Raw genomic sequence first — 12,757 nt, 5'->3', positions numbered from 1 at the left:
CATGGCGATCGACTTATCGCGCTACTACGCGCTGCTGAAGGACGCGTCGCTCGTCCGGGTGCGGGGGCGCGTCACCGAGCTGACGGGCCTCGTCATCAAGGCCAGCGTGCCCAACGTGCGCGTGGGCGAAGTCGTCTACATCAACAGCCGCATCCGCGGGAAGGTGAAGGCGGAGGTGGTGGGCTTCCAGGGCGATGAGGTGATGCTCATGCCGCTGGGCGAGCTGTACGGCATCGGTCCGGACAGCGAGGTGATTCCCACCGGCAAGCCGCTCACCATCAAGTGCGGGGAGGGGCTCCTGGGCCGCGTGCTCGGGGGCACCGGCGAGCCGCTCGACGGCAAGCCCCTGCCGGATGACCTCATCGACTGGTCGGTGGACCGGGACTGCCCGGACCCCTTCACGCGCATGCGCATCGAGCACCCGCTGCCCCTGGGGGTGCGCTGCATCGACGGCCTGCTGACGGTGGGCGAGGGCCAGCGCGTGGGCCTCTTCGCAGGCTCCGGCGTCGGTAAGTCCACGCTCATGGGGCAGATTGCCCGCAACACCAAGGCGGAGCTGAACGTCATCGCGCTGATCGGCGAGCGTGGCCGCGAGGTGCGCGAGTTCATCGAGGACGCGCTCGGCGAGGAGGGCCTCAAGCGCTCCGTGGTGGTGTGCGCCACCTCGGACCAGCCCAGCCTCGTGCGTCTGAAGGCCGCCTACGTGGCCACCGCCATCGCGGAGTACTTCCGGGAGCGCGGCGGCAACGTGATGTTCATGCTGGACACGGTGACGCGTCTGGCGCGCGCCCAGCGTGAAATCGGCCTGGCCGTGGGCGAGCCCCCGGCCCGCCAGGGCTACCCGCCCAGCGTGTTCTCCATGCTGCCGCGCATCCTGGAGCGCACGGGCAACTCGGCCAAGGGCAAGTGCACCGCCATCTACACGTGCCTGGTGGCCGGTGGCGACATGGAAGAGCCCATCGCCGACGAGGTCCGCGGTATTCTCGACGGTCACTTCATCCTCAACCGTGCCCTGGGCGAGCGCAACCAGTGGCCCGCCATGGACGTGCTGGCCAGCCTCTCCCGTGTGATGAGCGGGATTGTCGCCAAGGAACACAAGAAGGCGGCCGGCAAGCTGCGCGAGACGCTCTCCACGTACGAGAAGCAGCGAGACCTGATCCTCCTGGGCGCCTACCAGTACGGCACGGACCCCCGGACGGACTACGCCATCGACAAGTACGACGCCATCATCGAGTACCTCAAGCAGGACACCCACTCGAACTCCACCTACGAGGAGACCGTCAACGGGCTCCTGGCCCTCTTCGAGGACTGAGGCGGGCCCGGGTTTCCGGGCTGGGTTTCCGGGCGGGGTTTTCCGGGTTAGGATGGGCGCCCCATGCCCCCGTACCGGTTAGAGACCCTCCTGGAGATGCGTGCCCGCGCCAAGGAGGAGGCGGAGCAGGCCTTCTCCGCGGCCATCAAGGCGCTGGAAAAGGAGAAGGTGGAGCTCAAGCGCCTGGAGGACGAGCTCGCGCGCCGCAAGGCCGAGCGCAAGGCGAAGGTCATGGCCTACCTCAACGAGGTGATGGCCAAGGGTGCCGGCATCAACGGCATGAACATGATGGCCCGCTTCGAGCAGCGCTTGAAGGACGAGGAGGCCCAGGTGGCGCTCGACATCGAGCGCCAGCGCGAGGTGGTGAAGGTGGCCGAGCGCACCGTGGAGCAGCGCCGGGCCCAGATGGCGGAGGCCGCCAAGGAGCTCAAGGCCATCGAGAAGCACAAGGAGAACTGGCAGAAGCAGATCAAGTACGAGCGGCAGCAGCGCGAGGAACTGACCCAGGAAGAAATCGGCAGTGCCTTGTTCCTGGCCCGCCAGCGCAAGTAATCTGGCCTCCTCCTTTCCGGGTGTGAAGAGATGAGCCGAGTCGAAGACGATCGCGACGCAGAGCGGATTGCCCAGCGCCTCATCCAGGAGCGGCAGCTGGCCGAGGCCAAGGGCAAGCAGCGCAAGGACGGGGAGACGGCCTTCTCGAAGCTGGTCCAGCAGTCCCAGACGGACAAGGGACAGACCCAGCAGAAGCAGGAGACGAAGCAGACCTTCGCCCAGGCCACGCTCGCCCGGCTCCTGAAGGAGTCGGGCACGAAGGAGGCCGGGGCGGAAGTGCGCCAGCAGGAGGGCACCCAGGCCCAGCAGTCCGGGCTGCGCCAGGACACCACGCGCGCCCAGGGCCGCCAGGACGCGAAGGCGCTCGACGAGCGCGTGCTCCAGGGCCAGACCGGCGAGGCCCGGCAGACGGCCGAGGGCCGGCAGACGGAGTCGTCCCAGGGCGGCGCGGCGAGCGCCAGCCGCAGGCACGACGAGGGCGTCTCCGAGGCCCGCACCGAGGCGCGCCACACCGAGGGCAAGGCCGAGAGCGACTCCGAGGCGGACGAGAAGAGCTCGCTGTCGCGCAGCGAGGGGCGCTCCGGGCAGAAGGGCTCGCTCAAGGCGGACGCGGACGCGGGCGGAGGCCAGGGCGGCGGCGGCAAGGACAAGAAGGAGGGCGGAGGGGATGCGGCCGCCGCGGCGGGCTTCCGCTTCAACCCGGCGCTGATGGCCCCGGTGCCGGTGGCCAAGCCCAAGCCCAACACGGGCTCGGAGCGGATGCGCGCCGTGGCCAACGAGATCGCCCAGAAGATTGTCGAGCGGGCGCGGGTGGGCACCAACGGCGCGGGCGTGGCGGAGTTCCAGATCGACCTGCGCAGCAACGTGCTCAGCGGCCTGTCCATCAAGCTGTCGGCGAAGAACGGCAAGATTCAAGCCGTCTTCAGCGGCAGCGACCGTGACGTGCTCAAGATGATCGAAGAGCAGAAGGAAGGCCTGAAGAGCGCGCTGACGAGCCGGGGCCTGAAGCTTGAGGATCTGCGCTTCGAGGTCCGCGCATGAGTCTCAGCCGGGATGATGAGCCCGGAACCTACGACCGGACGATGCTGGTGGACTTGCGCCAGATCCGTCCGCCGGCCAAGTCCTGGAAGCCCTTCAGCTTCCGGAACCTGGAGCGGGTGAACCGCGAACAGGCCGGGCTCTCGCTGCAGGTTCAACGGATGTTGCCGCCCGCGAGCGCGGCCGAGCCCCTGTACGCCCGGCTCAAGGCGCTGTTCGACGCCGAGGCCCGGGTGAACCTGGTGTCCGTGCAGGTGCGCCCCTTCCTGGAGCTGCAGCGCTACCTGGGGGATCCATCCTTCCTGGGGGTGCTCGCCCCGGGCGCCCTCAAGGAACGGGTGGTGCTGGAGGTGGAGCTGCCCCTGGCCCACAACCTGGTGGACATGCTGCTGGGCGGGGTGGGGGAGACGGTGGGCCTCAGGCCCCTGACGGACATCGAGGAGGGCGTGATGAGCTTCGTCGTCCTCGAGGCCCTCAAGGCGCTGGCGCCCGCGCTGGATCCGGCCCTGCCCAAGCTGCGGCTGGAGACGGTGGCCCGCGGGGTGGAGGACGTGGCGTCGCGGCTGGGAGACGATGACCGGATGGTGGTCGTCCACCTGAACGCCTCGCTTGGCCCCCACACGGGGCTGGTGCGCCTGGTGATTCCCGCCGCCGTGGTGGGCGCGGCCGAGCTGGGGCAGGCCGCCGCGGAGCGGCGCTCCCGGCTGAACGCGGACCTCCAGCAGAACCAGTGGATGCTCTCCACGGTGCGCTCCTGGATGCGCGCGGAGATCGGCCAGGCGGAGATCGCCAGCGAGGACCTGGCCTACATCCGCGTCAAGGACGTGGTGCTGCTGGATGCGCTCACGGCCCGGCCGGACCGGGGCGAGGAGGGCACCGCGGTGCTGCGCCTGGGCGCGGGCAGCTCCCGGGTGGAAGCGGAAGTGTTTCTGGAGGACGGCCAGTACAAGGCGCGCGTCACCTCCATCGTCATTGGCGAGCCGGCTTTCCAGCGCGCCGTCCCTCCGCCCGAGGGGGAAGACGGGTTTACCCAGTCCGAGACCGGCGGGTCTCCGGAGTCGGAAGGACAGTCCGTGGACACGATGAACAAGCCAGAGGGCAGCGACCTGCTGGCCGACATCCCCTTGCAGATCGCCGTGGAGCTGGCCCGGGTCGCCGTCTCCGCGGACGAGGTGGTGGCCCTGCGGGTGGGCCACGTCATCGAGCTGCACCGCTCCGCCGGGGAGCCCGTGGAGCTGTCGGTCAACGGCAAGGTGGTGGCCCGGGGCGAGCTGGTGGAGGTGGAGGGCCAGCTCGGCGTCCGGGTGCTCTCCCTGGCCGGGTAGCCTTGGCGGGAGGGCGGGCAAGGAGGCACCGCCCGAATCCAAGGGCGGCCATGGCGGTCCCGCCTCCGAATGGACTAGCCTTCGGTCCATTCATGGCGGTTTTCCTTGGTTCGAACGTGCGCCCCCTCGTGGCCTGTGGCTGGTTGTTGATCGCGCCGTCGCTCGCCGCGGCGCAGGCGGTCTCCTCGCCACCCCCGTCGGCCCCCGCGCCCACGGCCCTCCCTCCGGAGGCCGCGGCCCCGGTGGCCCAGCCCCCTCCGGCCGCGCCCGCGGCGCCGGCGGCCTCCGCGCCCACGGCGGGAAGCGAGCTGCCGGATCCGTTCGCCGCCGAGGCCGCCCCCGAGGAGCCCGAGAGCATGGGCTGGACGCTGGTGCGCACGCTGCTGCTGCTGGCCGCGGTGGTGGCCTCCATCTACCTGACGCTCAACGTGGGGCTGCGGCGGTTGATGGGGCTGCAGGGCGTGCCGGTGGGGCGCCCCTCCGTCATCGCGGTCCTGGAGCGCCTGCCGTTGGACCAGCGCCGGACGCTCTTCGTGTTGAAGGCGGCGGACGAATACCTCCTGGTGGGGGGCGGGGAGGGGGGCCTTCAGCTCCTGTCCAAGCTCGATACCGAGGCGGTCGAGCGCATCCGCGCCGAGCGTCCGCCGGCGCCCGCCATCCCCTTGAGCCCCTTCCTTCAGAAGCTCCTCTCCCGCCGCACCGGCTCCACGCCGCCGCGTTCCTGAAGACTGCCCCGTGAGACCTTTGTCCGTCCGACCGCTCCTGTCGTCTCGAATCATCCCCTGGCTCTTCGCCACCACGGTCGCGCTTCAGCCGGCGGTGGCGCTGGCGCAGCGCCGCCGAGGGGGCGGGGACGACATCCCCGACAGCGTCGTCCAGGCCGCCACGAGCAACGAGTCGTTCGCCTCGCGGCCGCTCATCCTCATCCTGGCGCTGGCGGCCCTGTCGCTCGTGCCGTTCATGCTGATGATGGTGACGAGCTTCGTGAAAATCTCGGTGGTGCTCTCCATCGTCCGCTCGGCGCTGGGCACCCAGCAGATTCCGCCCACGCAGGTCATCACCGGCCTGGCCGTCATCCTCACCGTCTACATCATGGCCCCGGTGGGGCAGGAGATGTACAAGGCGGCCAAGGTGGACATCTGGGCCAAGGGGCCGAGCCTCCTGTCCTCGGAGACGGTGGGCACGCTGCTGGAGGCCGCGGACCGCTCGAAGGAGCCGCTGCGCGAGTTCCTGGTGAAGAAGGTGAAGAACAAGGACCGGGCCCTGTTCTTCCACCTCGCCAAGAAGATGCGCAAGGCGGAGGACCGCAAGGACATCGGGGACCGGGACTTCATGATCATCATCCCGGCCTTCGTGGTGTCCGAATTGAAGGAGGCCTTCCAGATAGGCTTCCTGCTCTTCGTGCCCTTCATCGTCATCGACATGGTGGTGGCCAACATCCTCCTGGCGCTGGGCATGCACATGCTGTCGCCCACCACCATCTCCATGCCGTTCAAGCTGCTCTTGTTCGTGCTGGTGGACGGCTGGTACCTCATCGCCAAGGGCCTGGTCGTCGGCTACCTGTAGGAGACGCCTTCCATGCACCAACTGTCCGTCATCACCCAGCAGGCCCTGTTCCTGGTGCTCATCGTCTCGGCGCCGCCGGTGCTCATCAGCCTCATCGTGGGCTTCATCATCGCCCTGTTCCAGGCCACCACGCAGATTCAAGAGCAGACGCTGACGTTCGCCCCCAAGGTCGTCATCGTCTTCATCGTGCTGGCCATGGCGGGGCCGTGGATTGGCCACCAGCTCCTGCGCTTCACCTTCCACGTCTTCGACCGGTTCCCGGCCCTCATCAACGGGTGAACCGCGGATGAACAACGTCCAGGAAGCCTTCACGCGGCTCATTGAGCAGTCGAACCTATCGCTGATGATCTTCACGATAGGGCTGCTGATGTGCCGCATCATGCCCGTGCTCATCTTCTCGCCGTTCCTCGGCGGCGAGGTGGTGCCGACCGAGGTGCGCATGGGCGTGGGCGTCACCCTGTCGCTGGTGCTCTTCCCCTCGGTGGCGGACCGGATGGGGGCGCTGCCCACCAGCGCGCTGCCCTACATCGCGCTCTTGCTCAAGGAGGTGTTCATCGGCGTCTCGCTGGCGTTCATCGTCAACATCATCTTCGATGCGGCGCGCGTGGCGGGCACCCTGGTGGACACCATGGCGGGCAGTAACAACGCCCAGCTCTACGTGCCCCAATTGGGGCAGCAAGTCTCGCTCTTCTCCAGCCTCAAGGTGCAGCTGTCCGTGGTGCTGTTCCTCACGCTGGATGGGCACCACATCGTCATCTCGGCGCTGGCGGACAGCTTCGCCATCGTCCCGCTCGACAGCTTTCCAAAGTTCAGCCGGGGCACGTGGGCCTTCTTCGACGTGGTGAGCCGTGCGTTCGCCAACCTGCTGGCCATCAGCCTGTCGCTGGCGGCCCCGCAGATGCTCTCCGCGTTCCTCACGGACCTGGCCATGGGCGCCGTCAACCGCGTGGCGCCCAACCTCCAGGTCTTCTTCATCGCCATGGCCATCAAGCCCATGGTGTCGGTGCTCATCGCGGCGCTCGCGATGGGCATGCTCCTCGGACGGTTCCAGGCGGAGTTCATCCGCATGCTGGAGCTCCTCAACCGCGCCGTGCACCTGCTGGCCTGATTCCGAGCCGTCATGTCCGACGAGAAAACAGAGGAACCGAGTCAAAAGAAGCTCGATGACGCCCGGAAGAAGGGCCAGGTCTGGAAGAGCAAGGACCTGACGGGCGTCTTCGTCTTCCTCGTGGGCCTGGGCGCCGTGAAGGGCATGTGGGAGACGATTGTCGAGGAGCTGAAGGCGCTCTTCCTCTTCACCTTCCAGTACATCTCCCAGCCGGACGAGCTGGCGCGCGCCACATCCAACGCCATGACGATGGCGGTGCACACGACGCTGTTCCTCACGCTGCCGGTGGTGGCCGGCGGCGCCATCATCGCGGGGCTGGTGGAGTTCCTCCAGGTGGGGGCGCTCTTCACCATGGACCCGCTGATTCCCAAGCTCGAGAAGCTCAATCCCATCCAGGGCATCAAGAACATGTTCTCCAAGAAGACCTTGGTGGAGATGATCAAGAACCTGGTGAAGATCGGCGTCGCGGGCTACGTGGTCTTCGGCGTCGTGCGGGACATGCTCGACATGCTGCTCCAGACGGTGCGCATGGACACCCACGGGCTGCTCGCGGTGATGGGCGAGATGGTCTACCGGGTCTGCACGCGCGTGGCGCTCGTCTTCCTGCTCTTCTCCATTTTCGACATCTGGTGGCAGCGCAAGGCCTTCATGAAGGAAATGATGATGTCGAAGGACGACGTCAAGAAGGAGTACAAGGAGAGCGAAGGCGACCCGCACCACAAGGCGCACCGCAAGCAGATGCACCAGGAAATCATGGAGGGGGCGCAGATGGAGGCCGTCAAGGACGCCGACGTCATCGTCACCAACCCCGACCACGTGGCGGTGGCCCTCCAGTACGACCGGGACAAGGACGCGGCCCCCCGGGTGCTCGCCAAGGGCATCGACTTCAAGGCCGAGCGCATCAAGGCGATTGCCCGCGAGTCGGACGTGCCCATGCTGCGCAACGTGCCGCTGGCGCACGCGCTCCTGCGCGTGGAGGTGGGCCAGGACATCCCCGAGGAGCTGTACGACGCGGTGGCCGAGGTCCTCAACTTCGTCTACGGGCTGAAGACCGGGGCGGCGGGGGCCCCCTCGTGAGCCCCCGGAAATCCGGTATCATCCCGAACCCTCCCCGGAGCCAGGCATGCCAGGCATGAATGACGAGCCCGAGATCGCGATCGCGCTGAAGTACGATCAGAACAAGGACTCCGCGCCGCGCGTGGTGGCCAAGGGCATGCGGCTCAAGGCGGAGAAGATCCGGGAGATCGCCAAGCAGTACAACATCCCCCTCATGAAGAACCTGCCGCTGGCCAACGCCCTGTACCGCGTGGACGTGGGCCAGGAAGTGCCGGAGGAGCTCTATGACGCGGTGGCCGAGGTCCTCAACTTCATCTACGCACTGCAGCAGGAACAGCAGGCAGGCGGGAAGCGTTGAGCGGGGACTGGACGGCAAGTCCCTTTCTGGAGTGAGGTGGGGTCCGCACCATGGCTAAAATCAACAATCAACCTCCAAAAGCGCCCCTCTGGCCCTGGGGAGGCCCTCGCTCGGTCCGCGAGCGGCTCGTTGATACCTCGCAGGTCGACCGGCGGAAGGCGAAAAAAGCCGGAAACCCGAAAAACCCCGCCCTGGCCTCGGCGGCCCTGCTGGACTTCATCGGTCCGGCGCACTCCTCGGAGGAGATGCGGCTGCCGACGCCGCCCAGCCCCCGGGGCAATGACGCGCCCCTGGAGGGGTTCACGGACCGGCCGCACCTGGAGACGGTGTCCGGGCGGGGCGAGACGGACCAGCGCCGGATGCTCGAGCGGGGGCTCAGCCGCATCAACGCGCCCCCGGAGCGCCTGGAGCGGCTCAAGGCGCTGCTCCAGCGCGAGTCGCAGATGCTGACCCTGGTGGGCCAGGTCCACTCCGAGGTGGAGGAAATCTACCGCCGCATGCGCGAGGAGCAGAAGGACCAGGGGTACTAGCCGCATGGCCGCACCGGATTCCAACAGCCCGCAGGAAGAGGCGAAGCTCGTCGCGGCGCTGCAGCGCTGGGCGGATGGCAAGGCCACCCTGCGCGACGTGCGGGGCTACACGGACGAAGAGCTCTACGCCATCGCCAAGACGGCCTACTTCTTCTTCTACCAGGGGCGCCTGAACGAGGCGCGCACGCTCTTCCAGGGGCTGTACGCCATCAACCCGGCGGACTCCTACTTCGCCAAGGCGCTGGGCGTGGTGGAGCTGGCCTCGGGCAACGCCCAGGGGGCCCTGGCCGCCTACGATGTGGCCATCAAGCTGTCGCCGAACGATGCCCAGGCCTACGTGGGCCGGGCCGAGGTGAAGCTGACCCTGGGCCAGAAGGCCCAGGCGGTGGAGGACCTGCGCCGCGCCGCGTCACTCGTGCCCGAGGAGGATCCCGTGGGGCGCAAGGCCGCCGCCATGGTGTCCACGCTGTCCAGGCGGTGATTCAGGCCGCTCGGGGGGGTTACCGCCCGGTGCCCCTTGATCCAAGAATACCTGTTCTTGGTAACATTCTATCCGACTTGTAGCGAGTAACCCCCGTCTTCCCCAGAAGAGGATCCATCGATGTCGAACGCAAAGAATCCGGCGGCTCCCGCCTTTCCCCCCGAGCCTCCTGAGCTGGCCGCAGAGCGCGATCGCCTGTTGCCCGAACTGGAGAAGCAGGCCAAGGCGGCCACGGGGACTGCCCAGGCGGTGCTGCGCAAGCTGCACGAGCTGATGGCGCACACCCGGCCGGGCGCACCGTTCGACATTCAGATCTACGGGGACGTGAAGTCCGCGTTCGAGCGGTTCATGAAGGACCCCGTGCTGCCGCCCCCGGCGATCATCATGCAGTGCGTGGAGTTCATGCAGAAGCGCCTGGTGGCCTTCGGCTTCACCGGCCAGATGCAGCTGCCCCCGGGCGCGCCCCCGGTTCCCGCCGGGTTGGTGGAGACCCAGGTGAGCGCCCCGGCGGCGGCTCCGGCCCCGATGGCGGCCCCGGCCTCGGCCGGAGGCGGCATCAAGGACGGCTTCGAGGGCTCCGCGAAGCGCTCGCTGCAGATCAACCCGGAGGCCGCGCCGCCGCCGCCCGCGAACGCCCCGGAGAAGTCCGAGCAGCAGAAGCTCGAGTCCTTCAAGACGTGGATGAAGAATCCGAACGTCGGCAACGTGAAGGGCTGAGGCCCGTGGCCTGAGGCCGGAAATGATCCTGAAAAAGGGGAGGAAACTCCCGCCGGGGTCCGCCGATAATCAGTGCATAGCAGGTGCTTTTCTTCCAAACACCCTTTCGAAAGTTCGAGGATACCCCCATGTCGCTGAACGGAATCGTGAACCAGGTGGCCGGCGGAGTTCGTGGCAACACCGCGACGGAGAACCAGTGGATCGCGAACGCGCCCCCTGAGATGCAGGGCCAGATGAAGGCGCAGCTGGAGATGCAGAAGATGCAGGAGATGGTGCAGCTGATCACGCAGATGATGAAGGCGATGCACGAGATGTCGATGAGCATCATCCGCAACATCGGCGGGTAATTCACCCTCCTGAAGTAGAAGCAGTCGAAACCGGCTTCGCGCGGACCTTCGGGTCTCGGGCGGAGCCGGTTCCGCTTTGCGGGCTTGGGGTCTGTCCTGACGCCTGATGGCCGGGCCGCAGGCTGGCTCTCTCCTCGGGGTACCAGCCAGCACATTTTCGGAGTGAAGTGGAAACTCGAAAATAGGGCGTGCGATAATCCTTTCAAGCCTCTCCGGTGGAGTGGGGCCCCGCGGAAACGCGGGGGGCATGATGCCCCGAGGAATCCCGCTCACACCTGACCAAACCCGAAGGAGAAAAACCATGTCTACCAAGTCTGTCGGAGCGAACACCCCGAACGTGAACGCCTGGGGCGCTGGCCTGAAGGCGGGCCTGAGCGCGACCGATGCGCAGCTGGTGAAGACCGCCGTCGCGACGCTGGGTGAGTTCGCCAAGACCGCCGCCTCGACGCTCGACCAGCTGTCGAAGACCGCCGCCCCCGCGGCCGCTGCCCCCACCAACACCGCGACGGGCGCCCAGACGGACGCCCTGGACTGGGGTGGGAGCGCCAAGTCCCTGAACGACGTGTTCAACCTGGCGCTCAACGGCGCCCCGTCCTCCCCGGTGCCGGGCGACTCCGCGCACCCGTCGGGCAACCTGAAGACGGACCCCAAGACGGGCGTCGTCACCACCCCGGGCGGCTACAAGATCGAGGCCCTCAGCCAGTTCGACTGGAAGATCACCGGTCCGGACGGCAAGGAGACGAAGATCTGGGGCGACCCGCACGTGGCCGAGGGCGACGGCGGCACCTGGGACTTCAAGCGTGACAGCACCTTCGTGCTGGGCGACGGCACCCGCATCAACGTCACCTGCAAGCCCTACGGCAACGGCATGACGGTGACCGGTGGCCTGGACATCATCTCCGGCAACGACCGCGTGCAGATCACCGACATCGACAAGGGCAAGGGCAAGACCGGCCCCGTGACGGCGGACGGCTACGCCAACGTCAACAGCTTCGGTGGCAAGGACGTGTTCGTCATGGGCAAGGAGTCCGACGACTGGTCCTTCCAGGGCAAGGAGGTCATCGGCAGCAACAACGGCGGTGAGTCCTTCAAGCTCGGCAAGGACCTGGCCGCTGGCTCCCCGACGACCCCTACCAACCCGACGACCAAGCCGGCCCCGGCGAACAAGTTCGAGCAGCTGGCGGACCTGTTCAAGTCGCTGTCGAAGGTGTTCGAGTCCCTGTCCAAGCTGTCCGACCTGCTCGGCAAGCGCAACGAGCAGAGCGGTGGTGCGCAGGCCCCGGGCCGCGGCCCCTGGCTGAACCGCCGTCAGGGCGCGCTGGAGAAGGCGTTCGCCCAGATCGGCCGCATGCTGGACACGGCCACCAAGTTCCAGAACCTGAGCACCGGCATCCAGACCAACCGCAACCACTTCATGGCCTGATAGCATCCCAGTTCTGAAGCTCCCGAGGGGAGGTAGGTGCGCTGCCGCGTGCCTGCCTCCCGTCGTCATTTCTGCAGGAGGAATCCCTTGAGCGACAAAACCCAAGAGAAGGCCAAGAGCACCACCCGCGAGCTGAGCCAGGAGGATGCGGAGAAACTCATCGGTGGCGAAATCACGCCCGGTGAGTTCCTCGGCCTCTCCAACGAGCGGCTCTACAAGATCGCCACGCTGGGCCACGGGATGTTGAAGTCGGGCCAGCTCCCGCAGGCCCTGGAGATCTTCGAGGGCCTGACCGCGGCCTCGCCCTACGACAGCGTGTTCCACTGCAACCTGGCCGCCACCTACGCGCGGCTGGAGCGCTTCGATGAGGCGAAGAGCTCCTACACGCGCGCCCTCGAGCTGAACATCGCCAACGTGGACGCGCTCGTGGGCCGTGGAGAGCTGTACCTGCGCGAGAGCAAGGTGCCCGAGGCGCTCAAGGACATCACCAAGGCCCTGGCGCTGGACCCCAAGGCGGAGCGCGACACCACCAAGCGGGCGCGGGCCACGCTGATGGTGCTCCAGCGGATGGCCGAGGGGAAGTGAAGCGGCACCTCCCCGAAAAAATCTGAAAAAGGGGAGGAAACTCCGCCGGGGGTAGACCGATAATCAGGGTGTACAGGTTGTTGCTTCCCCCCTTCCAACCCTTTCAGGACCAGAGGATACCCACATGTCGCTCAACGGAATCGTGAACCAGGTGGCTGGCGGAGTTCGTGGCAACACCGCGACGGAGAACCAGTGGATCGCGAACGCGCCCCCTGAGATGCAGGGCCAGATGAAGGCGCAGCTGGAGATGCAGAAGATGCAGGAGATGGTGCAGCTGATCACGCAGATGATGAAGGCGATGCACGAGATGTCGATGAGCATCATCCGCAACATCGGCGGGTAATTCACCCTCCTGAAGT

The 12,757-nt window shown here is 67.2% G+C and carries 17 protein-coding genes; all 17 read left to right on the top strand.

Annotated elements, in window-relative coordinates:
* Position 1 precedes the first annotated feature (1 nt).
* The 17 genes from sctN to KY661_RS25940 all read left to right on the top strand — a co-directional run bounded on the left by sctN (position 2) and on the right by KY661_RS25940 (position 12,741).
* On the top strand, positions 2 to 1,312 hold the full coding sequence (gene sctN / locus KY661_RS26020) for a type III secretion system ATPase SctN (RefSeq protein WP_225412791.1): 1,311 nt from the start codon (positions 2 to 4) through the stop codon (positions 1,310 to 1,312).
* 63 nt (positions 1,313 to 1,375) lie between these two features.
* On the top strand, positions 1,376 to 1,864 hold the full coding sequence (locus tag KY661_RS26015; protein ID WP_225412790.1) for a flagellar assembly protein FliH: 489 nt from the start codon (positions 1,376 to 1,378) through the stop codon (positions 1,862 to 1,864).
* A 30-nt stretch (positions 1,865 to 1,894) separates the two neighbouring features.
* Positions 1,895 to 2,905, top strand: a complete 1,011-nt coding sequence (locus tag KY661_RS26010; protein WP_225412789.1) for a flagellar hook-length control protein FliK — start codon at positions 1,895 to 1,897, stop codon at positions 2,903 to 2,905.
* The gene (gene sctQ, locus KY661_RS26005; RefSeq protein WP_225412788.1) at positions 2,902 to 4,227 is read left to right on the top strand and encodes a type III secretion system cytoplasmic ring protein SctQ; all 1,326 of its coding nucleotides are present in this window, start codon (positions 2,902 to 2,904) and stop codon (positions 4,225 to 4,227) included. Before KY661_RS26010 ends, sctQ begins: the two co-directional genes overlap by 4 nt.
* A gap of 116 nt (positions 4,228 to 4,343) precedes the next feature.
* Positions 4,344 to 4,952 (top strand): flagellar biosynthetic protein FliO, encoded by a 609-nt coding sequence (locus KY661_RS26000; RefSeq protein WP_398577240.1) that lies wholly within the window; start codon positions 4,344 to 4,346, stop codon positions 4,950 to 4,952.
* Positions 4,953 to 4,962: 10 nt separating this feature from the next.
* Positions 4,963 to 5,793, top strand: a complete 831-nt coding sequence (gene sctR, locus KY661_RS25995; protein WP_075004963.1) for a type III secretion system export apparatus subunit SctR — start codon at positions 4,963 to 4,965, stop codon at positions 5,791 to 5,793.
* Between the two features lie 12 nt (positions 5,794 to 5,805).
* On the top strand, positions 5,806 to 6,072 hold the full coding sequence (gene fliQ / locus KY661_RS25990; protein WP_075004964.1) for a flagellar biosynthesis protein FliQ: 267 nt from the start codon (positions 5,806 to 5,808) through the stop codon (positions 6,070 to 6,072).
* Between the two features lie 7 nt (positions 6,073 to 6,079).
* Positions 6,080 to 6,901, top strand: coding sequence for a flagellar biosynthetic protein FliR (locus KY661_RS25985; RefSeq protein WP_225412786.1), 822 nt, complete (start codon positions 6,080 to 6,082; stop codon positions 6,899 to 6,901).
* A 12-nt stretch (positions 6,902 to 6,913) separates the two neighbouring features.
* Entirely contained in the window at positions 6,914 to 7,978 is a 1,065-nt protein-coding gene (gene sctU / locus KY661_RS25980; protein ID WP_225412785.1) for a type III secretion system export apparatus subunit SctU, read from the top strand.
* Between the two features lie 55 nt (positions 7,979 to 8,033).
* Positions 8,034 to 8,315, top strand: coding sequence for an EscU/YscU/HrcU family type III secretion system export apparatus switch protein (locus tag KY661_RS25975; RefSeq protein ID WP_225412884.1), 282 nt, complete (start codon positions 8,034 to 8,036; stop codon positions 8,313 to 8,315).
* Between the two features lie 50 nt (positions 8,316 to 8,365).
* The gene (locus tag KY661_RS25970; protein WP_075004967.1) at positions 8,366 to 8,845 is read left to right on the top strand and encodes a hypothetical protein; all 480 of its coding nucleotides are present in this window, start codon (positions 8,366 to 8,368) and stop codon (positions 8,843 to 8,845) included.
* 4 nt (positions 8,846 to 8,849) lie between these two features.
* Positions 8,850 to 9,326 carry a SycD/LcrH family type III secretion system chaperone gene (locus KY661_RS25965; RefSeq protein WP_225412784.1) on the top strand — a complete coding sequence of 159 codons (477 nt, stop codon included), beginning with the start codon at positions 8,850 to 8,852 and terminating at the stop codon, positions 9,324 to 9,326.
* A gap of 120 nt (positions 9,327 to 9,446) precedes the next feature.
* Positions 9,447 to 10,043 carry a hypothetical protein gene (locus tag KY661_RS25960; protein ID WP_225412783.1) on the top strand — a complete coding sequence of 199 codons (597 nt, stop codon included), beginning with the start codon at positions 9,447 to 9,449 and terminating at the stop codon, positions 10,041 to 10,043.
* Positions 10,044 to 10,171: 128 nt separating this feature from the next.
* Complete coding sequence (locus tag KY661_RS25955; protein ID WP_075004970.1) at positions 10,172 to 10,390, top strand: hypothetical protein; 219 nt, start codon at positions 10,172 to 10,174, stop codon at positions 10,388 to 10,390.
* A 301-nt stretch (positions 10,391 to 10,691) separates the two neighbouring features.
* On the top strand, positions 10,692 to 11,813 hold the full coding sequence (locus KY661_RS25950) for a DUF1521 domain-containing protein (RefSeq protein WP_225412782.1): 1,122 nt from the start codon (positions 10,692 to 10,694) through the stop codon (positions 11,811 to 11,813).
* A gap of 87 nt (positions 11,814 to 11,900) precedes the next feature.
* Positions 11,901 to 12,398: a tetratricopeptide repeat protein gene (locus KY661_RS25945; protein ID WP_225412781.1), complete on the top strand. Its 498-nt coding sequence runs from the start codon at positions 11,901 to 11,903 to the stop codon at positions 12,396 to 12,398.
* 124 nt (positions 12,399 to 12,522) lie between these two features.
* Positions 12,523 to 12,741 carry a hypothetical protein gene (locus KY661_RS25940; protein ID WP_075004970.1) on the top strand — a complete coding sequence of 73 codons (219 nt, stop codon included), beginning with the start codon at positions 12,523 to 12,525 and terminating at the stop codon, positions 12,739 to 12,741.
* Positions 12,742 to 12,757 lie beyond the last annotated feature (16 nt).

Source organism: Allostigmatella hybrida (genome assembly GCF_020103775.1).
Lineage (GTDB): Bacteria > Myxococcota > Myxococcia > Myxococcales > Myxococcaceae > Hyalangium > Hyalangium aurantiaca.
The sequence above is the reverse complement of the archived record's forward strand: the minus strand, read 5'-3'. Positions and strand labels throughout refer to the sequence as shown.